Origin of the sequence: Streptomyces aurantiacus, assembly GCF_027107535.1 — a bacterium.
Classification (GTDB): Bacteria; Actinomycetota; Actinomycetes; order Streptomycetales; family Streptomycetaceae; genus Streptomyces.
Genome location: NZ_CP114283.1, coordinates 7,381,858 through 7,404,084, shown reverse-complemented (window position 1 = coordinate 7,404,084; position 22,227 = coordinate 7,381,858). Strand labels below are relative to the sequence as shown.

At 72.0% G+C, this 22,227-nt stretch carries 17 protein-coding genes; 10 read left to right on the top strand and 7 right to left on the bottom strand.

Going from position 1 to position 22,227, the window contains the following annotated elements:
• Positions 1-12 precede the first annotated feature (12 nt).
• Positions 13-4,110 carry a bifunctional nitrate reductase/sulfite reductase flavoprotein subunit alpha gene (locus tag O1Q96_RS34745; RefSeq protein ID WP_419587081.1) on the bottom strand — a complete coding sequence of 1,366 codons (4,098 nt, stop codon included), beginning with the start codon at positions 4,108-4,110 and terminating at the stop codon, positions 13-15.
• 350 nt (positions 4,111-4,460) lie between these two features.
• On the opposite strand from O1Q96_RS34745, the gene O1Q96_RS34740 reads away from it, so the two are divergent.
• The 4 genes from O1Q96_RS34740 (at position 4,461) to O1Q96_RS34725 (ending at position 7,153) form a co-directional block, all read left to right on the top strand.
• Positions 4,461-4,850, top strand: a complete 390-nt coding sequence (locus O1Q96_RS34740; protein WP_269251937.1) for a cell division protein SepF — start codon at positions 4,461-4,463, stop codon at positions 4,848-4,850.
• Between the two features lie 132 nt (positions 4,851-4,982).
• Positions 4,983-6,149, top strand: a complete 1,167-nt coding sequence (locus tag O1Q96_RS34735) for an AAA family ATPase (RefSeq protein ID WP_269251936.1) — start codon at positions 4,983-4,985, stop codon at positions 6,147-6,149.
• Positions 6,146-6,472, top strand: a complete 327-nt coding sequence (locus O1Q96_RS34730; RefSeq protein WP_269251935.1) for a nucleotide pyrophosphohydrolase — start codon at positions 6,146-6,148, stop codon at positions 6,470-6,472. The genes O1Q96_RS34735 and O1Q96_RS34730 overlap by 4 nt, the downstream gene beginning before the upstream one ends.
• A 219-nt stretch (positions 6,473-6,691) precedes the next feature.
• On the top strand, positions 6,692-7,153 hold the full coding sequence (locus O1Q96_RS34725) for a DUF6099 family protein (protein WP_269251934.1): 462 nt from the start codon (positions 6,692-6,694) through the stop codon (positions 7,151-7,153).
• 150 nt (positions 7,154-7,303) lie between these two features.
• On the opposite strand, the gene O1Q96_RS34720 is transcribed toward O1Q96_RS34725, so the two are convergent.
• On the bottom strand, positions 7,304-7,468 hold the full coding sequence (locus O1Q96_RS34720; protein ID WP_269251933.1) for a hypothetical protein: 165 nt from the start codon (positions 7,466-7,468) through the stop codon (positions 7,304-7,306).
• A 238-nt stretch (positions 7,469-7,706) separates the two neighbouring features.
• Between O1Q96_RS34720 and O1Q96_RS34715 the strand changes: the two genes are divergently transcribed.
• The 5 genes from O1Q96_RS34715 to argF all read left to right on the top strand — a co-directional run bounded on the left by O1Q96_RS34715 (position 7,707) and on the right by argF (position 15,663).
• Positions 7,707-8,627: an LLM class F420-dependent oxidoreductase gene (locus O1Q96_RS34715; protein WP_269251932.1), complete on the top strand. Its 921-nt coding sequence runs from the start codon at positions 7,707-7,709 to the stop codon at positions 8,625-8,627.
• A gap of 391 nt (positions 8,628-9,018) precedes the next feature.
• Positions 9,019-10,512 carry a 3' terminal RNA ribose 2'-O-methyltransferase Hen1 gene (locus tag O1Q96_RS34710; RefSeq protein ID WP_269251931.1) on the top strand — a complete coding sequence of 498 codons (1,494 nt, stop codon included), beginning with the start codon at positions 9,019-9,021 and terminating at the stop codon, positions 10,510-10,512.
• On the top strand, positions 10,509-13,079 hold the full coding sequence (locus O1Q96_RS34705) for a polynucleotide kinase-phosphatase (RefSeq protein ID WP_269251930.1): 2,571 nt from the start codon (positions 10,509-10,511) through the stop codon (positions 13,077-13,079). The genes O1Q96_RS34710 and O1Q96_RS34705 overlap by 4 nt, the downstream gene beginning before the upstream one ends.
• Before the next feature lie 181 nt (positions 13,080-13,260).
• On the top strand, positions 13,261-14,487 hold the full coding sequence (locus O1Q96_RS34700) for an arginine deiminase (protein ID WP_217453945.1): 1,227 nt from the start codon (positions 13,261-13,263) through the stop codon (positions 14,485-14,487).
• Between the two features lie 168 nt (positions 14,488-14,655).
• Positions 14,656-15,663 carry an ornithine carbamoyltransferase gene (gene argF / locus O1Q96_RS34695; RefSeq protein ID WP_269251929.1) on the top strand — a complete coding sequence of 336 codons (1,008 nt, stop codon included), beginning with the start codon at positions 14,656-14,658 and terminating at the stop codon, positions 15,661-15,663.
• Between the two features lie 61 nt (positions 15,664-15,724).
• Here the strand turns inward: argF and O1Q96_RS34690 are convergent, their stop codons facing one another.
• The 4 genes from O1Q96_RS34690 to O1Q96_RS34675 form a co-directional block, all read right to left on the bottom strand.
• Entirely contained in the window at positions 15,725-16,177 is a 453-nt protein-coding gene (locus O1Q96_RS34690; RefSeq protein ID WP_217453943.1) for an ATP-binding protein, read from the bottom strand.
• A gap of 310 nt (positions 16,178-16,487) precedes the next feature.
• Entirely contained in the window at positions 16,488-17,759 is a 1,272-nt protein-coding gene (locus tag O1Q96_RS34685) for a glycosyltransferase family 4 protein (protein ID WP_269251928.1), read from the bottom strand.
• 290 nt (positions 17,760-18,049) lie between these two features.
• Positions 18,050-18,883 carry a PaaX family transcriptional regulator gene (locus tag O1Q96_RS34680; protein WP_269251927.1) on the bottom strand — a complete coding sequence of 278 codons (834 nt, stop codon included), beginning with the start codon at positions 18,881-18,883 and terminating at the stop codon, positions 18,050-18,052.
• 321 nt (positions 18,884-19,204) lie between these two features.
• The gene (locus O1Q96_RS34675; RefSeq protein WP_269251926.1) at positions 19,205-19,408 is read right to left on the bottom strand and encodes a DUF5999 family protein; all 204 of its coding nucleotides are present in this window, start codon (positions 19,406-19,408) and stop codon (positions 19,205-19,207) included.
• 233 nt (positions 19,409-19,641) lie between these two features.
• Here O1Q96_RS34675 and O1Q96_RS34670 point away from each other — a divergent pair, with 233 nt between their 5' ends.
• The gene (locus tag O1Q96_RS34670; RefSeq protein ID WP_269251925.1) at positions 19,642-20,085 is read left to right on the top strand and encodes a DUF6299 family protein; all 444 of its coding nucleotides are present in this window, start codon (positions 19,642-19,644) and stop codon (positions 20,083-20,085) included.
• Positions 20,086-20,152: 67 nt separating this feature from the next.
• Here the strand turns inward: O1Q96_RS34670 and O1Q96_RS34665 are convergent, their stop codons facing one another.
• Entirely contained in the window at positions 20,153-21,874 is a 1,722-nt protein-coding gene (locus O1Q96_RS34665) for a hypothetical protein (RefSeq protein ID WP_269251924.1), read from the bottom strand.
• Positions 21,875-22,227 lie beyond the last annotated feature (353 nt).

The window sequence follows — 22,227 nt, the reverse complement described above, 5'->3', positions numbered from 1 at the left end:
GGACGCCCCTGGTCAGTACACGTCCCTGACGTACCGCTTGTCCGCCGCGAGCTGCTTGACGTACGCGGCGGCCTCGGCCTCGCCCAGGCCGCCGTGGGCGACCGCGATGTCCCGCAGCGCCCGGTCGACGTCCTTCGCCATGCGGGAGGCGTCCCCGCAGACGTAGAAGCGGGCGCCGTCCTGGAGCCACGACCACAGTTCGGGCCCGTGCTCGCGCATCCGGTCCTGGACGTAGACCTTGGCGCGCTGGTCCCGGGAGAACGCCGTGTCCAGGCGGGTCAGGGTCCCGTCGTCGACGAAGCCGGTCAGCTCGTCCTCGTAGTAGAAGTCGGTCGCCCGGTGCTGCTCGCCGAAGAACAGCCAGTTGGGCGCCCGGTGGCCGAGGGCCCGCCGCTCCTCCAGGAAGCCGACGAAGGGCGCGACTCCGGTGCCGGGCCCCACCATCACCATCGGGGTCGCCGGATCCGCCGGGGGCCCGAAGTGCGGGGAGCGCTGCACGAACACCGGTACCGGCGTGTCCGGTTCGGCGTCGGCGAGGAAGGGCGAGCAGACCCCGCCGCGCGCCTGTCCGCCGAGGCTCTCGTAGCGCACGACGGAGACCGTCAGCGACACGAGGTGCGGGTCGGTGAGCGGGCTGGAGGATATGGAGTACAGGCGCGGCTGGAGCCGCTTCAGGGTCCCGGCCCACTCCTGGGCGCTCGCCCGCACGGGGTACTCGGCGATCACGTCGACGGCCTGCCGCCCCCAACTCCACTTGGCCAGCCCGTCCTTGTTGTCCGGACGCAGCAGCCTCTTCAACTCCCGGTTGTCGGCGGTGTGTTCGGCGACGAAACGCAGCAGGTCGGGGGTGATCCTGGTGATGTCGAAATGCCGCTCCAGCGCGTCGGCGAGAGAGGTGTGGCCAACTCCGCTCACCTCCACCATCGTTGCCGCGTCGAGTCCGGCCGCCTCCAGCCATTCGGCCACCAGGGAAGCCGAGTTGACCGGCCGCACGCCGAGCGCGTCCCCGGCCTCGTACGTCAGCGGCGTATCGCTGCCGCGGGTGTCGAAGGTGAAGCGGCGCACCTCCTTGTCCGCGCCGGGCAGGCTGAGCAGCCGGTTGCCGACGAGCCGGGCGGTGACGGCAGCGGGCCTCCTCGACGGGGGAGCGGGCGCGGGAGCGGTCTCCTTGCCCGGTGCGAGCGCGGTGACCACCTGGTCGAGCCAGGCGTGCGCGGACGGCTCGTAGTCCGGTTCGCAGTCCGTGCGGGGAGCGAGCCGCACTCCGCCCAGCTCGTCCAGCCGCTGGTCGAGCCGGCGGCCGTGCCCGCAGAAGTCGTCGTACGAGGAGTCGCCGAGCGCCAGTACGGCGTAGCGCACGCCGTCCATGCGCGGGGACCCCGGCTCGTCCAGGGCCGACCAGAAACCGGAGCCGTTGTCGGGGGCGTCCCCGTCGCCGAACGTACTGGTGATGAGCAGCAGGTCCGCACCGGGCGGCAGCGCGCGCGGGTCGGCTTCGTCCATCCCGACGAGCGTGGCCCGATGGCCGGTCGCGGCGAGCCGCTCTGCGGCGGCGGTGGCGAACTCCTCGGCGTTCCCGGTCTGCGAGGCCCACAGGACGACGACCTCGCGAAGAGGCGTGGCCGGGCTCTGCGGGGTGGCCGCGGCACGCGAGTACATCCCGGCGAGAACACCGTTCACCCAGAGTGCGTGGTCGGGGTCGAAGGGGGCGTCGGCCGGCAGCACGGGCACCCCCTCGGCGCCGGCGGGAAGTCCGGCGAGGAACCCGGTGAGGTACTGGCGCTCCTGGGCGGTCAGGACGGGGGGAGGTGCGGGGGCGAGCCCGAAGACCTCGCCGACGGGGGCCGTCGCGGGAACACCGGCCAGGCGGGCTGCGGCCGAGTGGTCCTCGGCCCGTCCGGCGCCGGAGGAGCCGGGGCCCGGAGGCAGAGCACCCAGCGGAGCCCGGGGCGGCGCCCCGCTCCCGGAGGGGGACGGAACGGGGGAGGACACCCTAGCCACCGCGACCGCGCAAACCTTCAGCTCGGGCTGGAACGACACGGGGTCGACGGCGTCACTGGTGACGGCGTTGACGCTCAGGTACTCGCCGAACAGGTCGTTCCAGTGGAACGGAGCGAACAGACACCCCCGCCGCACCCGGTCCGTCACCACCGCGGGCAGCACGGCGCGCCCCCGCCGGGAGGCGACCTCGACCCGGTCCCCGTCGGCCACGCCCAGCTCCGCGGCATCCTCCGGATGCACCTCCACGAACGGCCCCGGATCGAGCTTGTTGAGCTTGGCCACCCGCCCGGTCTTGGTCAGCGTGTGCCACTGGTGCTGGAGCCGACCGGTGTTCAGTACGAAGGGGAAGTCGTCGTCGGGCAGTTCGGCGGCCGGCAGGTGCGGCCGGGCGTGGAACACGGCCCGCCCACTGGCCGTGGGGAAGACCGGCCCCCCGTTCACGGCCCCCGCCCCCTCACCGGAACCCGCCTCGTCACCGTCCCCGGAACCGACGTACCGGATCGGGTTGCGGTCGGGTCCGTCCTCCCGCGCGGCCGGCCACTGCACGGACGTGTCCCGCAGCCGCTCGTACGTCACACCTCGCAGGTCCCACCCGGTCGCGGGGTTCCACGCCCGCTTGATCTCCTCGAAGATCTCTTCCGCGCTCTCGTACGAGAACCCCTGTTCGTAGCCCATCTCGCAGGCCACCCGGGCGATGAGACGCCAGTCCGCGAGCGCCTCGCCGGGCGGTTCCACGGCGGCCCGGGCGAGCGTGAGGTTGCGCTCGCTGTTGATGAGGACGCCCTCGGTCTCGGTCCACATGGCGCCGGGCAGCACGACATCGGCGTACGCGTTGGTCTCGGTCTCGGCGAACACGTCCTGCGTGACGACGAACTCGGCGGCCTCCAGACCCTCGATGACCGTGCGGCGGTTGCCCACCGAGGCGACGGGGTTGGTGCAGATGATCCAGCAGGCCCTGATCTCGCCGTCGGCCATCTTCCGGAACATCTCGACCGTGCCCTTGCCGACCCCGTCCTTGCGGAGGGTGCCGGGCGCCAGCTCCCACAGCTCCTCGACGAAGGCGCGTTCGTCGTCGACGAGTACGGACCGCTGGCCGGGCAGGCCGGGCCCCATGTACCCCATCTCGCGGCCGCCCATGGCGTTGGGCTGTCCGGTGAGCGAGAAGGGGCCGGACCCCGGACGGCAGATCGCGCCGGTGGCGAGATGCAGGTTGACCAGCGCGTTCGTGTTCCAGGTGCCGTGCGTGGACTGGTTGAGGCCCATGGTCCACAGGCTCATCCACTCGCCCGCCTCGCCGATCAGCCGGGCGGCCTCGCGGAGGTCGTCCTCCGCGATGCCGGTGATGCCGGCGACGGCGGCGGGCGGGTAGTCGGCGAGGAAGCCGGGCATCGCGTCCCAGCCCTCGGTGTGTGCGGCGATGAACGCGGGGTCGGTGTGCCCGTTCTCGTGGAGCAGGTGCAGCAGTCCGTTCAGGAAGGCCAGGTCGGTCCCGGGCCTGATCCGCAGGAACAGGTCGGCCTTGTCGGCGGTGGCGGTGCGCCGCGGGTCGACGACGATCACCTTCGCGCCCGCCGACCTCACCCGGTCCACCATCCGCAGGAAGAGGATCGGATGGCAGTCGGCCATGTTCGAACCGATGACGAGGAAGACGTCCGCCTTCTCGAAGTCCTGGTACGAGCCGGGCGGCCCGTCGGCGCCCAGCGACAGCTTGTAGCCCGCGCCCGCACTCGCCATGCACAGCCGGGAGTTCGACTCGATCTGGTTGGTCCGTACGAAGCCCTTGGCCAGCTTGTTCGCCAGGTACTGGGCCTCCAGGCTCATCTGCCCCGAGACGTAGAAGGCGAAGGCGTCGGGACCGTGCTCGTCGATGACCGCCCGCAGCCGCCTCGCGGTCTCGGTGATCGCCGCGTCCACGGGAGCCGGCTCCGGCTCGGCCCCGCGGTCCTCCCGTACGAGCGCGGTGGAGAGCCGTCCCGGGGCCGCGAGCATGTCCGCGGTGGTCGCCCCCTTGGTGCACAGCCGGCCGTGGTTCGCCGGGTGCGTCTTGTCCCCGGAGGCCTTCAGGACCGTACGCCGCCCGTCGGGGCCCATCCCGATGTCGAGGACCATGCCGCAGCCGACGCCGCAGTACGAGCAGACCGTGCGCACCTGGGTCGTGGGGGAGGTCGTGCTCACACGCTGCCTTTCTCCGGCCTTCTCGGATCAGTCTGCGGCGTTCTCGGAACGCTTCCGACAGAACCTCGGTACGTGAGCGTACGAATTGCCCGTTACGCCTGTGTCACGTGGCGCGATCATGAGGAGTTACACCCGTCACACAGTCGCATCCGATCCCGTGTGAGGGGCCCTGAACTGGTCGCGGCCGGTCGGCTGCGGACCGTGTCGCATTGGGCCGAACGGGTGACCATGCGCAACAATGGTCAGTGCAGGGCAATCAATGCGATTCAGGTCGGGGGGAGCCGGTGAACAGCCACGACGTCACCGATGAACAGTGGGAAGGGCTCGCCCAGGTCGTTCCGTTGCGCGGCCGCGATGCCTGGCCGTCGGCGGTCGGCCACCGGTCGATGCCGGAGGCGGAGACCGAGACGCGGCGCCGCTTCGTGGTCCTGCGGATCAACATCTTCGCGGACGCCCGTGAGGTCGCCGAGACCCTGATGGCCGGCATCCCGGTCCTCCTGGACCTCACCAGCGCCGAGACGGACGTCGCCAAGCGGGTGCTCGACTTCAGTACGGGCGTCGTCTTCGGCCTCGCGAGCGGGATGCACCGGGTGGACCGGAACGTGTTCCTGCTCACGCCGCCCGGGACCGAGGTGCGCGGACTGATGGAGGGGGCGGGGATTCCCGGCGTCTGACGGGGCCGGAAGCCGGGCCCGGCCCGGTGCGCGGGGAGTGCGCCCGTCCACCACGGCGGCCGGGTACCTCGATCGTAGGAAGGTCCGCGGGCGAAACGGTTCGGCCTCCGGGCGGAGCCCTACCGTCCGGATATGACCTTGTCATCGCCCGGGACCCGCGCGGAAGCCGAACCACGACCGGACCGGCCGAGCGTCACCGAACTGCGGCTCTCCGCGTTCGCCGCCCACCGCCGCGCCGGATTCCCGCTCGGCCCCCTCAGCCTCTTCTCCGGACCCAGCGGCAGCGGCAAGTCCAGTGCCCTGCGCGCCTACGAGGCACTGGCCCGGCTCGGCGGTGGCGCCGAACTGGACGAGGTGTTCCCGGACCCGGTGGCCTGTGTGCCCGAGCGGGCCCGGCCCGACTCCCAGCGGCGGCGCGGGTTCCGCATCGGCTGCACGGCGGACGGCCCCGAGGGCCCCGTACGGCTCGACGTGGCCGTGCAGGCCGAACCCGAACTGCGCATCGTGGGCGAGCGGTTGACCGCCGGCGGGCTCACCCTGCTGGAGACGGCCCTGCGCGATCCGGGCCGCCGTACGGTGCAGGCGGCCTGGCACACCGCCGGTTCGTCCCCGGTGACGAGGGCGCCGCTCCCCGACGACCGGCTCGGCACCGCGCTCCTCCCCCTGCGCGTCGCGGGCAAGACGGACGGCCAGCGGCAGGTCCTCGCCGCCGCCGAACAGATGGTGGTCGCCCTGCGCTCGGTCTACGCCTGCGATCCGCTGCCCCGCTCCATGCGCTCCGCCGTACCGCTCGGCGCGGGACGGCTGCTGCGCGGCTGCGGCAACCTCGCCGAGGTGCTGTGGCGTACGCGCGCCGAGTGCGGGCGGCGGCACGGACTTCTGGTCGACGCGGTGCGGGCGGGCTGCGCGGGGCCGGTCCGCGACCTGCTGGCGGAGACCGCGACCGGCGGGGTGGACGGGACGGTCCGGGCGCTGCTCGACCGCGGCGACGGTCTGCGGACACCGCTCGGGCGGCTGGGGGACGGGGAGTTGAGATACCTGGCGCTGGCCCTGGTGCTGCTCACCGGTCCCGGTGTGCTGGAGGTCGACCCGGCGGGGGAGGTGCCCGCGGCGCTGCAGACGCTCACCGTGCTCGCCGACGGATTCGACCGCGACCTGGACCTACGGCAGCGGGTGGGGCTCGTGCGGCTGGCCGCCCGGATGTGCGAGCGCGGGCACATCCGGCTGGTGGGGGCGGTCAGTGACGCGTCCTGGGCGGCCGGGGTGGGCGGGGTGACGGTGGTAGACCTGGAGCCGTGACCGAACTTGATGTGGCGACACTGCAGCGCAGGCTGGCCGCGTTCGCCGCCGCGCGGAACTGGCAGCCCTACCACACGCCCAAGAACCTCGTGGCCGCGCTCAGTGTGGAGGCGTCCGAACTCGTCGAGATCTTCCAGTGGTTGACACCCGAGGAGTCGGTCCGGGTGATGGACGACCCGCAGAAGGCACCTCGTGTGAGGGACGAAGTCGCGGACGTGCTCGCGTACCTGCTGCAGTTGTGCGAGGTGCTCGGGGTCGATCCCCTCGCGGAGCTGGACGCGAAGATCGACCGGAACGAACGGAGGTTTCCGGTGGGGGAGTGACCCGGGCCGCTCCGGCGTTCAGCCCCCTCCATCCCCGGGAACGGGCTCGAAATCCCCGATTGTCACTCTCCGGAGTTGTTGATCTGTCCACATTCGATTCCGTGTCCACAGATTTCAGGCTTCCTCTGGCTTTTCGTCCCGAGGCACTTCACTCTGGGTAGTGGACAGGTGGAGTTCGGGCAGGCGTGTGAAAAGCGCGTCGGGACAGAGGGGCAGCGCATGGACGCGGTGCGGCTCATCGGAGCGAGCAGGTGTGCCCTGATGGGGAGCGGCGACGCCCCCGAGATCATGGCGGAGGCCTGGCAGGCACAGGCCCTCGCCCAGGCGATAGGCAGTCGGCTGGCGGTGTCCGGGCCGCCCGAACTACGAGGGGAGGCACTGGGGCTGACGGAGCTGGCCGGCCGGGGATGCGGGGTGCTGGACGCTCCCGTGCTCGACATCAACAGACTGCGGGCCGCGCAGCTCACCGAGCTCGGTGACGCGCGCCGGGCGCTGCTCGACCTCGGTGGCCTGCTCGGCGAGGTCGGTATCGCCCTCGTCGGTATCGCCTGCGGAGCGGCCGACGAGGGGACGTACTGGCAGTGCATGGAGGCCATCGACGCGGCGGACGAGGCGCGCGACCGGGTGCTGGAGATGCTCCGAAGACTCGCGGTACGGGATCAGGAGGCGGCGGCTGGGTAGCCGGGGTCCGATTCGCCCCCCGGCTCTCGCCCTCCCCTTGCACTGTGCGCGGCACCTGCTCGGGGACGCTGCAACCGGACCCGCGCGCCCCGAACGCGAACGCCGGAGAAGCGGGCAGGGGCGGCGGGACGAACTGTTCGGGCGAACTCTTCAGACGCAGTCGGGACGGTCGGCCGGAGCCGGAGACGGCCGAGCGCCCGACTGCTGGAACTCGGCGTCGAGTTGCGACAGATCAGCGTTGAGCGTCGTCATCAGCTCCTCCATCTGCTGCAGCAAACCCTTGGGCTGCGACGAGGGAACGGCTTCCTGGGACATGACGGCCTCCTCGGCCTACGCCCTCCCTAGGAGGGAGAATCAGCAACGCGCCGGGCCGGCCGCCGGCGACGGGTGCCGGGCGGTCAAGACTCCGCCCGAGCCAACGATCACCGTGGAGCCGGGTAACTGGCGCCGGTCCGCGCCGGGCGCACTGTTGACGGATTTCACCCGACGGGGGACGAGAAGGACCCCCGGTACCGATGGGGTTGACCGGCGTTCGACCGTGCAGGATGGAGGCATGGATCTTCGAATCTTCACCGAGCCCCAGCAAGGGGCGACCTACGACACCCTGCTCGCCGTGGCGAAGGCCACCGAAGACCTGGGGTTCGACGCCTTCTTCCGCTCCGACCACTACCTCCGCATGGGGTCCGTGGACGGGCTTCCCGGGCCGACGGACGCCTGGATCACCCTCGCCGGACTCGCTCGCGAGACCAAGCGGATCCGTCTCGGCACACTGATGACGGCCGGTACCTTCCGCCTCCCCGGCGTCCTGGCGATCCAGGTCGCCCAGGTCGACCAGATGTCCGGCGGCCGCGTCGAACTGGGCCTGGGCGCAGGCTGGTTCGAGGAGGAGCACAAGGCGTACGGCATCCCGTTCCCGAAGGAGAAGTTCGCCCGCCTTGAGGAGCAGCTGGCGATCGTCACCGGGCTGTGGGGGACCGGCATCGGCGAGACCTTCAGTCACGACGGCACCTACTACCAGCTCACCGACTCGCCCGCGCTGCCCAAGCCCGCGCAGGCCAAGGTGCCGGTGCTCATCGGCGGCCACGGAGCGACCCGCACACCGCGTCTCGCCGGCCGGTACGCCGACGAGTTCAACATGCCGTTCGCGTCGGTCGAGGACAGCGAGCGCCAGTTCGGCCGGGTGCGGGCCGCCGCGGTGGAGGCCGGCCGCAAGGGCACCGACCTCGTCTACTCCAACGCGCTCGTCGCCTGTGTGGGCAAGGACGACGCGGAGGTGGCCCGCCGGGCGGCCGCGATCGGCCGGGAGGTGGAGGAGCTGAAGGCGAACGGCCTGGCGGGTTCCCCGGACGAGGTCGTCGACAGGATCGGCCGCTTCGCGGAGATCGGCTCCCAGCGGATCTACCTGCAGATCCTGGACCTCGACGACCTGGACCACCTGGACCTCATCTCCTCGCAGGTCCAGTCGCAGCTGTAGCGGTGACGGCCCGCTCCCGCCGGGTCGGCCGACGCCACCGGGCGGCCCGGCGACCGGCAGTGCCGGGCTCGGACCGCGTGGTCGCTCCCGCCGGGACGCGGCGCGGGCGCGCGCTCCGAGGAGCAGCCGAGGGGACGAAAATGCCTGCGTGCGGCACGGGTGTTCGCTGTACGTTGAGCGGGCGCGCCGACGAAGGGGCGCCGCGCGGGCGGCCTGCCGCGGCGCGGCGTACACACCGCTGCGAGGGCGAGTGAGGGCCAGGAGCGGTGATCCCGGGCGCGCACTCCCGTCGCTGTGGTTCGCCGGTCTTTGGCGCGTGCGTGCCCCGGCGCGCGGTGATCGGGCAGCACGGTAGGTTCCCGCAGTTCAGAAGACGTTTCGAGGCAGAACAGTGTTCCTGACGATCAGTACCACCGGCTCCCCGGAGCGCCCCGCGACCGACCTCGGTTTCCTGCTGCACAAGCATCCCGACAACGCGCAGGCGTTCTCCACCTCCTACGGCAAGGCGCACGTCCTCTATCCCGAGGCGAGCGCGGAGCGCTGCACGGCGGCGTTGCTCCTGGAGGTCGACGCGGTCGCACTGGTCCGGCGTGGCAAGGGCAAGGGCCGTGGCGGCGCACCGGACGCGGCTCTCGCGCAGTACGTCAACGACCGCCCCTACGCCGCGTCCTCGCTGCTCGCCGTGGCGCTGAGCAGCGTGTTCTCCAGCGCGATGAAGGGTACGTGCCACGCCAGGCCCGAGCTGCCCGCGCGACCGCTGCCCCTGCGCATCGAGGTGCCGGCCCTGCCGGCCCGCGGCGGCGCCGGTCTCGTGCGCGCGCTCTTCGAACCGCTCGGCTGGACGGTGGCTGCCGAACCCGTGGCGCTGGACCCGCAGTTCCCCGAGTGGGGCGACTCCCGGTACGTGAGCCTCGTCCTGGAGGGCGAGCAGCGTCTCGCCGACGCGCTGCGGCATCTGTACGTCCTGCTGCCGGTGCTCGACGACGCCAAGCACTACTGGGTCGCCGGCGACGAGGTCGACAAGCTGCTGCGGGCGGGGGAGGGCTGGCTGCCGGACCACCCGGAGCAGAAGCTGATCACCAGCCGCTATCTGTCGCGCCGCTGGTCGCTGACGCGGCAGGCCATGGAGCGGCTGGAACTCGTCCGGCTCGCCGAGACGGACGACAGCGCGGTCGAGGAGATCGACAACGCCGTCGACGAGCGGACGGACACCGAGGAGAAGCCCGTACCGCTCGCCGTCCGGCGGCGCGACGCGATCGTCGCCGCGCTGCGGGCCGCGGGCGCCGCCCGGGTGCTCGACCTCGGCTGCGGGCAGGGCCAGTTGGTGCAGGAGCTGCTGAAGGACACGCGTTTCACCGAGATCGTCGGTGTCGACGTCTCGATGCGGGCGCTCACCATCGCCGCCCGGCGGCTCAAGCTGGAGCGGATGGGGGAGCGGCAGTCCGCGCGCGTGCAGCTCGTCCAGGGATCGCTCGCGTACACGGACAAGCGGCTCAAGGGATACGACGCCGCGGTGCTGAGTGAGGTCGTCGAGCACCTCGACCTGCCGCGGCTGCCCGCCCTGGAGTACGCGGTGTTCGGTTCCGCGCGCCCGAGGACCGTGCTCGTGACGACACCGAACGTCGAGTACAACGTCCGCTGGGAGAGCCTCCAGGCCGGCCACGTCCGGCACGGCGACCACCGCTTCGAGTGGACCCGCGCCGAATTCCGGGACTGGGCGGACGCGGTGGCCGCACGGCACGGGTACGGCGTGGAGTTCGTACCGGTCGGCCCCGACGACCCGGAGGTGGGGCCGCCGACCCAGATGGCCGTCTTCACCGCAACCACCGACACCACCACAACCACCGCCACCACACGGAACGCGAAGGGGGAGAAGGCCGCATGAGCGACGACCACGAGACCAGGGTGCGCACGCTGCCCGTCACCGACCTCTCCCTCGTCGTGCTGATCGGCGCGTCCGGTTCGGGCAAGTCCACCTTCGCGCGCAAGCACTTCAAGCCGACCGAGGTGATCTCGTCGGACTTCTGCCGGGGACTGGTCGCCGACGACGAGAACGACCAGAGCGCCAGCGGGGACGCCTTCGACGTCCTGCACTACATCGCGGGCAAGCGGCTCGCGGCGGGCCGGCGCACGGTCGTGGACGCGACCAACGTGCAGCAGGAGGGCCGCAGGCAGCTGATCGAGCTCGCCAGGAAGCACGACGTGCTGCCCATCGCCATCGTCCTCGACGTGCCCGAGCAGGTGTGCGCCGAGCGCAACGCCTCGCGCACCGACCGCGCGGACATGCCGCGCCGCGTCATCCAGCGGCACACCCGCGAACTGCGGCGCTCCCTGCGGCACCTGGAGCGCGAGGGGTTCCGGAAGGTGCACGTCCTGCGGGGCGCGGAGGAGGCAGAGAGCGCCGAGGTCCGCACCGAGAAGCGGTTCAACGACCTGACCCACCTCACCGGCCCGTTCGACATCATCGGCGACATCCACGGCTGCGCGTCCGAACTGGACGCGCTGCTGGGCAAGTTGGGCTACGCCGACGGTGTGCACCCGCAGGGGCGTACGGCCGTCTTCGTCGGCGACCTCGTCGACCGCGGCCCGGACTCCCCGGGCGTCCTGCGCCGGGTGATGTCCATGGTCGACTCGGGCGACGCGCTGTGCGTGCCGGGCAACCACGAGAACAAGTTCGGCCGGCACCTCAAGGGCCGCAAGGTCCAGCACACCCACGGGCTGGCCGAGACCATCGAGCAGATGGAGGGCGAGAGCGAGGAGTTCAGGCAGCAGGTACGGGAGTTCGTGGACGGACTCGTCAGCCACTACGTCCTCGACGGCGGCCGTCTCGTCGTCTGCCACGCCGGGCTGCCCGAGAAGTACCACGGGCGTACGTCGGGCCGGGTGCGCTCGCACGCGCTGTACGGCGAGACCACCGGCGAGACCGACGAGTTCGGGCTGCCGGTGCGCTACCCCTGGGCCGAGGACTACCGCGGCCGGGCGGCAGTGGTCTACGGCCACACCCCCGTCCCGGAGGCCACCTGGCTGAACAACACCATCTGCCTGGACACCGGTGCCGTCTTCGGCGGCAAGCTCACCGCGCTGCGCTGGCCGGAGCGCGAACTCGTCGACGTACCGGCCGAGCGGGTCTGGTACGAGCCGGTCAAGCCGCTGGCCTCCGAGGCGCCGGGCGGTCACGAGGGACGGCCGCTCGACCTCGCGGACGTGCACGGCCGCCGGGTCGTCGAGACCCGGCACGCGGGCCGGGTCTCCGTGCGCGAGGAGAACGCGGCCGCGGCCCTGGAGGTCATGAGCCGCTTCGCCGTGGACCCGCGGCTGATGCCGTACCTGCCACCGACCATGGCGCCCACCGCGACCTCCAGGGCGGAGGGCTACCTGGAGCACCCGGCCGAGGCCTTCGAGCAGTACCGGGCGGACGGCGTCGCCCGGGTCGTGTGCGAGGAGAAGCACATGGGGTCGCGGGCCGTGGCGCTGGTGTGCCGGGACGCCGGGACCGCGCGGGAGCGGTTCGGAGCGGCCGGCGTCTCGGGCGCGCTGTACACCCGTACCGGACGGCCGTTCTTCGCGGAGCCGGCCGGCGGTTCGGCCGAGGGTGTCTCCGTCACCGAGGAGATCCTCGGGCGGGTGCGGGACGCGGTCACGGAGGCCGGCCTGTGGGCGGAACTGGAGACGGACTGGGTGCTGCTCGACGCCGAGCTGCTGCCCTGGTCGCTGAAGGCGTCGGGGCTGCTGCGCTCGCAGTACGCCGCGGTGGGCGCGGCCGCCGGTGCCGTGTTCCCGGGAGCGGTCGCCGCGCTCGAAGGGGCGGCGGCGCGGGGCGTCGACGTGGCGGACCTGCTCGCCAAGCAGCGTGAACGGGCCGTCGACGCGGCCTCCTTCACCGACGCCTACCGGCGGTACTGCTGGACCACGTCGGGCCTGGACGGAGTGCGGCTCGCGCCCTTCCAGATCCTCGCAGTCCAGGGGCGGAGCCTGGCGGGTGTGCCGCACGACGAGCAGCTCACGCTGATCGACCGGCTGGTGACGGCCGACCCGTCCGGGCTGCTGCAGACCACCCGGCGTCTCTTCGTCGACACGGACGACCCGGCCTCGGTGGAGGCCGGCGTCGACTGGTGGCTGGAGATGACGGGCCGCGGCGGCGAGGGCATGGTCGTCAAGCCCGTCCAGGCCCTCGCGCGCGGCAAGGAGGGACGCCTGGTGCAGCCCGGGATCAAGTGCCGGGGCCGCGAGTACCTGCGGATCATCTACGGGCCGGAGTACACCCGGCCCGAGAACCTCGACCGGCTGCGGGGCCGCTTCCTCAACCACAAGCGCTCGCTCGCGCTCCGCGAGTACGCGCTGGGGCTGGAGGCGCTGGACCGGCTGGCGGAGGGGGAGCCGCTGTGGCGGGTCCACGAGGCCGTGTTCGGGGTGCTGGCCCTGGAGTCGGAGCCGGTGGACCCGCGGCTGTAGAGGTCTGCGGGGGTTGCCTCGCCCTGGAGCCCGCACTTTCGGAACGCCGGACGGGCTGAGAGCCTCAGCCCGTCCGGGGGGCCGGGGACCGGGGTGGGGGTCCGGGCGGGCAGGAGCGGCGGAGGCGAAAACCTCCGCACTTCGGTGGGTGAACGCGCGTCCGGATGGTCAGGATGGAGACATGGCATTCCATGTCGACTCCGAGGCCGGGCGCCTGCGCCGCGTCATCCTGCACCGGCCGGATCTGGAGCTCAAAAGGCTCACCCCCAGCAACAAGGACGCCCTGCTCTTCGACGACGTGCTGTGGGTGCGCAGGGCCCGCGCGGAGCACGACGGTTTCGCGGACGTCCTACGGGATCGCGGAGTCACCGTCCACCTCTTCGGTGACCTGCTGACCGAGACCATGGCCATCCCGGCGGCCCGGTCGCTCGTCCTGGACAGGGTCTTCGACGAGAAGGAGTACGGGCCGCTCGCCACCGACCACCTGCGGGCCGCCTTCGAGACGCTGCCTGCGGGCGAGCTGGCCGAGGTGCTGGTCGGCGGGACGACCAAGCGGGAGTTCCTGGAGGCCCACGCGGAGCCGACGTCCGTGCGCTTCCACGTCATGGACCTCGACGACTTCCTGCTCGGACCGCTGCCCAACCACCTCTTCACCCGCGACACCTCCGCCTGGATCTACGACGGCGTCTCCATCAACGCCATGCGCTGGCCCGCGCGCAGACGCGAGACCGTGCACTTCGAGGCGATCTACCGGCACCATCCGCTGTTCAGAGAAGAAACGTTCAACGTGTGGTCCGAGGGACAGGCCGACTACCCGTCCACCATCGAGGGCGGCGACGTACTCGTCATCGGCAACGGCGCCGTGCTCATCGGCATGAGCGAGCGGACCACCCCCCAGGCCGTGGAGATGCTCGCGCACAAACTCTTCGCCACCGGCTCGGCACAGACGATCGTGGCCCTCGACATGCCGAAGAAGCGGGCCCTCATGCACCTCGACACGGTGATGACGATGGTCGACGGCGACACCTTCACCCAGTACGCGGGGCTCGGCATGCTCCGCTCGTACACCATCGAACCGGGCGTCGGCGACAAGGAACTGAAGGTCACCGACCACCCGCCGGAGCACATGCACCGCGCGATCGCCGCGGCACTGGGGCTCGACAGGATCCGCGTACTGACCGCCACGCAGGACGTCCACGCCGCCGAGCGCGAACAGTGGGACGACGGCTGCAACGTCCTCGCGGTCGAGCCGGGCGTCGTCGTCGCCTACGAGCGGAACCAGACCACGAACACGCATCTGCGCAAGCAGGGCATCGAGGTGATCGAGATCCCGGGGAGCGAACTGGGGCGGGGGCGCGGCGGACCGCGCTGCATGAGCTGCCCGGTCGAGCGGGACCCGGTGGGCTAGGCCGACAGGGCCTGGGCCCGGCCTGGGGCCGCCGACTCCTAGGCGCCCCCCGAGCGGGACCGATACCCGGGGAGCGGGGCCGACGTCTCGAGAACGAGACCGTATAGAAATGTGGAGCGTCGTATAGAATTCCAAGAGTCCCTGTTTACGTAACCCTGGAGCGCCCCCATGGCGACAGTCCCGTACGCCCTCGCCGGCCGACACTTCCTGAAGGAGCTGGACTTCACGCAGGAGGAGTTCCGCGGCCTGATCGAGCTCGCCGCCGAGCTGAAGGCGGCGAAGAAGGCCGGGACGGAGATCCAGCACCTGCGGGGCCGGAACATCGCGCTGATCTTCGAGAAGACCTCGACGCGCACGCGCTGCGCCTTCGAGGTCGCGGCGGCGGACCAGGGCGCGTCGACCACGTACCTGGACCCGTCCGGCTCGCAGATAGGGCACAAGGAGTCCGTGAAGGACACCGCCAGGGTGCTCGGCCGGATGTTCCACGCGATCGAGTACCGGGGGGACAGCCAGGAGGGCGTCGAGGAGCTGGCGGCCCACGCCGGCGTGCCCGTCTACAACGGCCTGACCGACGCCTGGCACCCGACGCAGATGCTGGCCGACGTGCTCACCATGGCCGAGCACTCGGCCAGGCCGCTCGACGAGATCGCCTTCGCCTACCTCGGCGACGCCCGCCTCAACATGGGCAACTCGTACCTGGTCACCGGCGCACTGCTCGGCATGGACGTACGGATCGTCGCGCCCAGGGCCTACTGGCCCGCCGAGGTGGTCGTGGAGCAGGCGCGTGAGCTCGCCGTGCGCAGCGGGGCGCGGATCACGCTCACCGAGGAGGTCGCCGAGGGCGTCGCGGGCGCCGACTTCGTCGCCACGGACGTGTGGGTCTCCATGGGGGAGCCCAAGGAGGTCTGGGACGAGCGCATCGTCGCCCTGGGCCCGTACGCCGTGACGATGGACGTCCTGCGCGCCACCGGCAACGCGGACGTCAAGTTCCTGCACTGCCTGCCCGCCTTCCACGACCTGGGCACCAAGGTCGGCCGCGAGATCCACGAGCGGCACGGCCTGGACTCCCTGGAGGTCACCGACGAGGTCTTCGAGTCGGCCCACTCGGTCGTCTTCGACGAGGCGGAGAACCGGCTGCACACGATCAAGGCGGTCCTGGTGGCGACGCTGGCCTGAGTGCCCGGCGTCGTGACCGGCTCACGCGTGGGGTGTGAGCTGCGAAATCACTCGGGCGGCGCTATGCCGGCTTCCGCTGGTGCGGTACCACCGGCAGTCGGAACCAGACCGCCTTCCCGGACTCCGTCGGGCGATGGCCGCACGACGAGCTGAGGGTGCGGATCAGCAGCAGCCCGCGGCCGTGCTCCTGCCAGGGGTCCGGCTCGTCCGACGGATCGGGGACCGTGAGATCGCCCGGCGGGGCCGGATCGGGGTCGTGCACCTCCACCTGACACCCGGTGGGCAGCAGCTCCACGACCAGCTCTATGGGGGCGTCGCCCCTGGTGTGCTCCACGGCGTTGGCCACCAGCTCCGCGGTGAGCAGTTCCGCGGTGTCGCTGTCGGCGGTGTACTCGATCTCGGCGAGTGCGGTACGGACCAGGGCGCGGGCGACGGGCACGGCCGCTGCGGTGTGCGGCAGGGCGATGCGCCAGGAGGCTGGGGCGTGTGGCTCGTGCAAGGCGGGTCCGTTCATGGAGCAGGATGTCCTGCTTTCAACTTTAGGAATGGTACGACGCAACCGGACAGAGGCGCTCGGCGGGCACTTTTCGGGACGTTCGGCCTGCTGTCGGGCTGCTTACCCGGATGAACGGTCCGCCTCCCGCGGTCTGCTCCCGTCGTTACCGTGCTATCGACGAGTCGTGACCCGGCGAACGGAGTCGTGACCCGGTGACCCGTTCTGTCGCGTGTCCATGACGGGAGTCATGGAGGGCTGACAGGCCCGTGGTGTAGCGCGCCCCCACCCCACTTCCGGCACTCGGCCGGCGCACCCCACGCCCTGGTGATCATGTGTGGCGTCCTGTCGTGGCGTCCGCCGTCCGGTGCCGCAGGCCCGGGAGGCCGCCCGGTTCGGTACGCCCGCAGAGTTCGCCGAAGAGGGCCTCCCAGTGCGGGCGCACGGCGTCCGGGCCGTACGAGGCGGCGGTCAGCAGGGCCGCGACGCCCAGGTCGGCGCGCAGGGCCCGGTCACCCATCAGCCTGGCCATGGCATCGGCCAGCGCGTCGGGGTCCTCGGGCGGCACCAGCAGGCCGTCGACCTCATGGGTCAGCACGTCCGACGGCCCGGTCGGACAGTCGAAGGCCACCACCGGCAGCGAATGGCTCATCGCCTCGATCATCACCATCGGCAGCCCCTCGAACCGCGAACTGAGCACGTGGAACGAGGCCTTGGCGAGCTCGTCGTCGAGCCGGTCCGTGTAACCCATCAGGAACACGTGGTTGTAGAGGTGGTGCTGCTCGATGAGCGCCCGCAGCTCGGCCTTCCTCTCGCCGCTGCCGTAGATCCGCAACTGCCAGTCGGGATACGTCCCGACGAGCTTCGCCCACGCGGGGATCAGCAGGTCGAAGCCCTTCTGCGGGAAGAGCCGCCCGGCCGCCACCGCGATCCTGGAACGGTGGTCCGAGGGGACCTGGTCGAGGGAGTGCACGGCGTTGGGGATACGGACCACCCGGGTGCCGGGCAGCAACCGTGCGTACTCCTCGCGGTCCCGTTCCGTCAGGACGGCGACCGCGTCGAAGCGCGGATAGGTCTCCCGGATGCGCCGCCGCACGTCACCCCTGTGCGTGCCGTGGTTCATGTGCTCCTGCGCCACCCGCACCACGCCGCCCGTCGCATGCTCCGCGGCGAGGAAGTTGAGCGCGGGCCGGGTGGTCACGAGGATGCCGTCGCGCAGCGAGGAGAGATACGCGATCAGCCGTAGCTCGACGTACCGGTTGAGGTGACGGTGGCCGGACTCGCCCGGCGGGACATGCCGCGCGGGCCGCCCGGTCAGCCGCCCGCGGCGCCAGTCCTGCCACCGTGCGGCCACGCCCCGGACCGGGGTCCGGGTGTCCTCGCGCTGATCGACGACCGTGGTGACGCCGACGCGCGGGTCGAGCGGGAACCGGAGGTCGTCCCGGCGGCGCAGCGCGCTCACCAGCTCGACCTCCCAGCCCGCCCGCACAAGGGAGTTGGCCTGGTTCACCACCGTGCGGACGGTGCCGCCGCGACCGTACGCGTGCAACAGCAGATAGCGGACCTTCGGCCGTCCCGGCACGTGTGTCCGATGGACCGTCATATGGCAGCTCCCGTACGGCATTCCAGCGAAAGGTTGTCCTTCACCGTGTAGTACGGACGCCCGCTCAGGCCCTGTACGCGCTGCTCCGGAAAGACCATGATCTTCTTCTTGCCGTGGATGTCGTCGAGTTGACGTCCCGCCCTCGACCGGGCCTCGCCGGCGGTGAGACGGATGTCCCACTCCTCGACGTCGTCGGCGTCCGGGACCGCCAGGCCGGCGAGGGGCAGAAGAGGGCCGGAGCAGCCCGAGCGTTCCCTCAGCGACGGGGAACGCGGCCGCCCCGCGCCGCTTCAGGCCCGGGGCGGCCTCGCCGGTACGCCCGCGAAGGCCGCCCCGGCGTCCCGCAGCCGCTCGTGCAGGGCCCGGAACACCGCCGCCGAGCGGACGCCGGGCCAGTCCTGGGGCAGCAGCGCGGGAGGCAGCCCCGGATCGGCGTACGGGAGATGGCGCCAGGAGTCGAGAGCGAACAGGTAGTCGCGGTACGCCTCCTCCTCGGGGGTGTCGGACCGTGCCTCCCAGTCGCGCAGCACGCGCGCGTGGCGGTCGAGGAACGCCTCGTGCTGCTTGGCGATCGCGGCCAGGTCCCACCAGCGCGCGACCGCCTCGGCCGTCGGCGCGTACCCCAGGTGCGTCCCGCGGAACAGCTCCACGTACGCGTCGAGTCGCAGCCGCTCCAGCGTGTGACGGGTCTCCTCGTAGAGACGGGAGGGGGCGAGCCACACCCCCGGGGCGGCCGTCCCGAAGCCGAGACCGGACAGGCGGGAGCGCAGCACGTGACGTTTCTGCCGCTCGGACTCCGGCACGGAGAACACGGCGAGCACCCAGCTGTCGTCCGCGGGGGGTGAGTCCGCGTAGACCCGCCGGTCGCCGTCGTCGAGCAGCTGCCGCGCGTCCGGCGACAGGGCGTACCCGGCGGCGCCCGTCGCGGTGCGGGCCGGCAGGAGCAGTCCACGGCGTTTGAGCCGGGACACCGACGAACGCACGGAGGGCGCGTCCACGCCGACCGCGGCCAGAAGCCGGATCAGTTCGGCCACGGGTACGGGACCTGGGGCGAAGCGGCCGTACGCGCCGTAGAAGGTGACGATGAGGGACCGGGGGGCGTGCTGCTCGGACACGTTGATCACTCTAGATCGTCACCGTCACGAGAGATCACCATCCGGGGGCAGGGGATCACTTTCCGTTCGTACGGAACGACCCTCCGTGCGTCCCGGGTTGACGCCCCGGGGGTGCCTGAGCTCCAAGGTCATCCGCTCCCTGTCGTGGTGGGACGGTACCAGGAGCGTATCGATGTCATGACGACAGTCGACAGGGCGCGATACCCGGCTTTCGCCGCCCGGCGGCTCTCATGGCCCGGCGGCTCTGACGGCCCGGTGGCTCTCATGGCCGGCGGCTCGCGTGCCGCAGTCGGCGCCCGTCCTCGTGTCGTCGACGAAGTCCGAGAGTGGTCAGGCGGCGATGGCCAACTGCGCGGCCGGCACCCGGTGCGGGCCGACGACCCGTCCGTCGGGCAGCAGCGCGCCGGTGTCGTCGAAGACGATCGCGCCGTCGCACAGCAGGTACCAGCCCTGCTCGGGGTGGGCGGCGACGATGTGCGCGTCGTCGCGGTCCGAGCGGCCGGCGGAGGGGCACGAAGTCTGGTGAGAACACATGATGGGCCTCCGCCTGCGAGGAGTTGGTCGGCGTTGTCGCCGCTCGTATGGATAGACCATGCGCCTGTCGGGAACTCATCGGAACAGCCGGAAGGGAAACGTGACAACACGCGGACAACACTCGGACGAGCCCAGGACGGACGGTGCGGACTCGCCACCGAAGGGGTGATGATCACGCTCGCGGGCGCGCCGGGCCGGTACCTGTGGAGGCCCCACTTCCAGGAGGTACTCCGATGACATTGCGCCAGGTCATGGGCACAGCCGCCGGTTCGGCCCTGCTGCTGCTCGCCGCCCCTTCCGCTCACGCCCTGTCCCAACCGCCCGCGTCCGCCGCGCCGTTCGAGACGGTGACCGTCGACCCGACGGGCACCGTCACGGCGGACGGCACGGTCACGCTCTCCGGCACCTACCGGTGCACGGGCGGTACCGGTCCGGTCTTCGTGAGCTCCTCCCTGGGCCAGGGCGAGAGCGGCGTCCGCAAGGGTGTCGGCGGCACCAGTGCGGTCTGCGACGGCGCCGAGCACCGCTGGACGAACACCGACCGCACGGAGCCGGGCCGGTTCAAGCCCGGCGCGGCGCGGGTCGAGGCCTCGCTGATGGAGCTGCGCTCCGGTGGCGGCCTTCCGCTCCCGTACTTCCACGCGGCCCAGAAGCAGGACGTCACGCTCGTCGGCTGACACCGCCGAGCGCGCCACGACCCGGCCCGCCCCCTGGAGCCCGAAAGGGCCGGGGCGGGCCGCGTCGTCAGCCGTCCCTCCGTTCCCCGCCCCGCTCCGGCAGGCAGCCACCGTCCTCCAGGGGCCCGTCCACATAGCTGGAATCGAGCCGGTAGACCCCCGCCCGCCGCACGGTCAGCCGCGTCCAGGGCCCGTCCGGTCGTACGCAGGCCCCGTCGGCCCGCAGCCACGGCGAGTACCGCACCCGTACGGTCACCGTGCCGGCGCGCGGCACCCTCAGCACCACGGCGGCCTCGCCCGCCCGCACCACCCTGGCCGGTGCCGAGACGAGCGGCTCCGCGTCCCGGACGCGGTAGATCCTCCAATGAGCGTCGCGCCAGACGGGCTTCAGCCAGTCCTGCCCGGAGGTGACCAGGGCCGCCTCGTGCTCGGCGGGCCCGTCGGGCGTCCCGTTCGGCACGACGACGTGACCGACGGCCCAGTGACGCAGCCAGGCGTGATAGCGCGGCGCGTCGAGGGCCTCCTCGTAGAACAGGCGCCCCCGCTCGACGTCCAACTGCCGGTTCCAGCCCCGCATCAGCTGTGCGTGCGGGGCGAAGAGGGCGGCTTCACGGTGGTTGCGCGCGGGCACCACCTCGACCCGGTCGCGATCCGCGCCCAGCCGGTCGAGTTCCTTGAGCACACCCTGGGTGTGGACGGCCCAGGCCGGTACGGACGTGGCGACCCGCAGGTCGCTGACGGTCGTCATGGTGGTCCAGACGAGCGACGCGGCGAGCGCGAGGGCGAGCGGGCGCGCCCGGGGCGCGACGGCCCGGGGGCCGCCGGGCCGCGCGGCGGACCGCAGGCACACGAACAGCAGCGCCGGGGCGAAGAGCGCAGCGAGCCGCTCCACGTTGGTGCCGATCGGCGAGGGGACGAGACAGGTCAGCACCACCCCGACGGCGTAGACGGCCGCCCCGGCCCGCACCACCCGCCACGCACGGGGAGCCGTCCACACCACGGCGGCGGACAGGACCACCGGCATCACCATGCGGCCCGCGGCCATCGGCTGCTCACCCTGGAAGGGGAACAGAACGGCCGTCAGTGCGACGACGGCGACGGGCGGCACGCAGAGCACGAGGCACTTGGCGTAACGCCGGTCGAGCAGATACGCGGCGCCGGCCACCAGCAGGAAGAGCCCGGCCACCGGGCTCGCCAGGGTCGCGAGCAGCGCGCCCAGCGCGCCCGCGGTCAGCCGGTCCGCCCGGTCCGGCCGTCCGGCCAGCGCCAGCAGCCCTCCGAGACCGAAGGCCAGCCCGAGGGCGAACGTGGTGCGCCCCGAGGCGACGTTCGCCCACAGCCCGAACGCACCGAGCAGCGCGGGCCACAGTGGCGCCCTGTCCACGGTCCGCTCCAGCAGCGCGCCCAGCAGCCAGGTGGCCGTCACCCCGGCGAGGACGGAGACGGTGCGCACGCCCAGCACCGCCATCAACGGAGGCGACAGCACGCTGTAGTTGGCGGTGTGCGTGCCGCCGTACCAGAAGAGCCCGTACGCCGTGTCGGGGTTGCGGGCGACGAAGCCCGCCCAGGCGTACTGGGCCGCGAGATCGCCGCCGCCCGTCGCGAGGAAGGCCGCCCACACCCCGTACAGCGGAAGAACGGCGAGGACCGCGAGCGACGCGGCCCGCCGCGACCACGGCCGAGGCGGCAGCGGCCGGTACCCGGCTGTCCGGCGGACCTCACGGACGCGGTCCGGCGCGGGCGGAGCGGGCGGAGCGGGGACCGGCACGGACAACGGCTGAACGGACATGGAAACGGTTCCTGAGGCAGGGCGGAGACGGACGGGGAAGCGGTCCGGTGACCGGTGCAACGACCCGCCGCCACCGGCCGTCACGCTCCGCGGGCGCCGCCCCCCCCGGATGCCCCGGAAGAGCCCCGCGAGCCCCGTGACCTGCTGCGTCGGGCGGCCCGGACGCGCTGACCCGTCCCGATGCCCGACGGCTGCCGCCCGCCCCCGCCCGCCCGTTCCCGGCTGTGGCCCGAGGCTCCGGGGAAGGCCCACCGCCGCGGGCACTCTTTTGGTTCACGTCTCCCCGTTGCGCGATGCGGTGCCAGCGGTTCATTATCAGGAATCCTGTTAATTTAACGTTGCAGTGATTGGTG

What these genes read in the sequence shown, in the direction of transcription:
- O1Q96_RS34745 (WP_419587081.1), bottom strand. Translation starts at nt 4,110, where the DNA reads ATGGTCCTCGACATCGGGATGGGCCCCGACGGGCGGCGTACGGTCCTG.
- O1Q96_RS34735 (WP_269251936.1), top strand. Translation starts at nt 4,983, where the DNA reads ATGACCTTGTCATCGCCCGGGACCCGCGCGGAAGCCGAACCACGACCG.
- O1Q96_RS34725 (WP_269251934.1), top strand. Translation starts at nt 6,692, where the DNA reads ATGGACGCGGTGCGGCTCATCGGAGCGAGCAGGTGTGCCCTGATGGGG.
- O1Q96_RS34720 (WP_269251933.1), bottom strand. Translation starts at nt 7,468, where the DNA reads ATGTCCCAGGAAGCCGTTCCCTCGTCGCAGCCCAAGGGTTTGCTGCAG.
- O1Q96_RS34715 (WP_269251932.1), top strand. Translation starts at nt 7,707, where the DNA reads ATGGATCTTCGAATCTTCACCGAGCCCCAGCAAGGGGCGACCTACGAC.
- O1Q96_RS34705 (WP_269251930.1), top strand. Translation starts at nt 10,509, where the DNA reads ATGAGCGACGACCACGAGACCAGGGTGCGCACGCTGCCCGTCACCGAC.
- O1Q96_RS34700 (WP_217453945.1), top strand. Translation starts at nt 13,261, where the DNA reads ATGGCATTCCATGTCGACTCCGAGGCCGGGCGCCTGCGCCGCGTCATC.
- argF (WP_269251929.1), top strand. Translation starts at nt 14,656, where the DNA reads ATGGCGACAGTCCCGTACGCCCTCGCCGGCCGACACTTCCTGAAGGAG.
- O1Q96_RS34690 (WP_217453943.1), bottom strand. Translation starts at nt 16,177, where the DNA reads ATGAACGGACCCGCCTTGCACGAGCCACACGCCCCAGCCTCCTGGCGC.
- O1Q96_RS34685 (WP_269251928.1), bottom strand. Translation starts at nt 17,759, where the DNA reads ATGACGGTCCATCGGACACACGTGCCGGGACGGCCGAAGGTCCGCTAT.
- O1Q96_RS34675 (WP_269251926.1), bottom strand. Translation starts at nt 19,408, where the DNA reads ATGTGTTCTCACCAGACTTCGTGCCCCTCCGCCGGCCGCTCGGACCGC.
- O1Q96_RS34670 (WP_269251925.1), top strand. Translation starts at nt 19,642, where the DNA reads ATGACATTGCGCCAGGTCATGGGCACAGCCGCCGGTTCGGCCCTGCTG.
- O1Q96_RS34665 (WP_269251924.1), bottom strand. Translation starts at nt 21,874, where the DNA reads ATGTCCGTTCAGCCGTTGTCCGTGCCGGTCCCCGCTCCGCCCGCTCCG.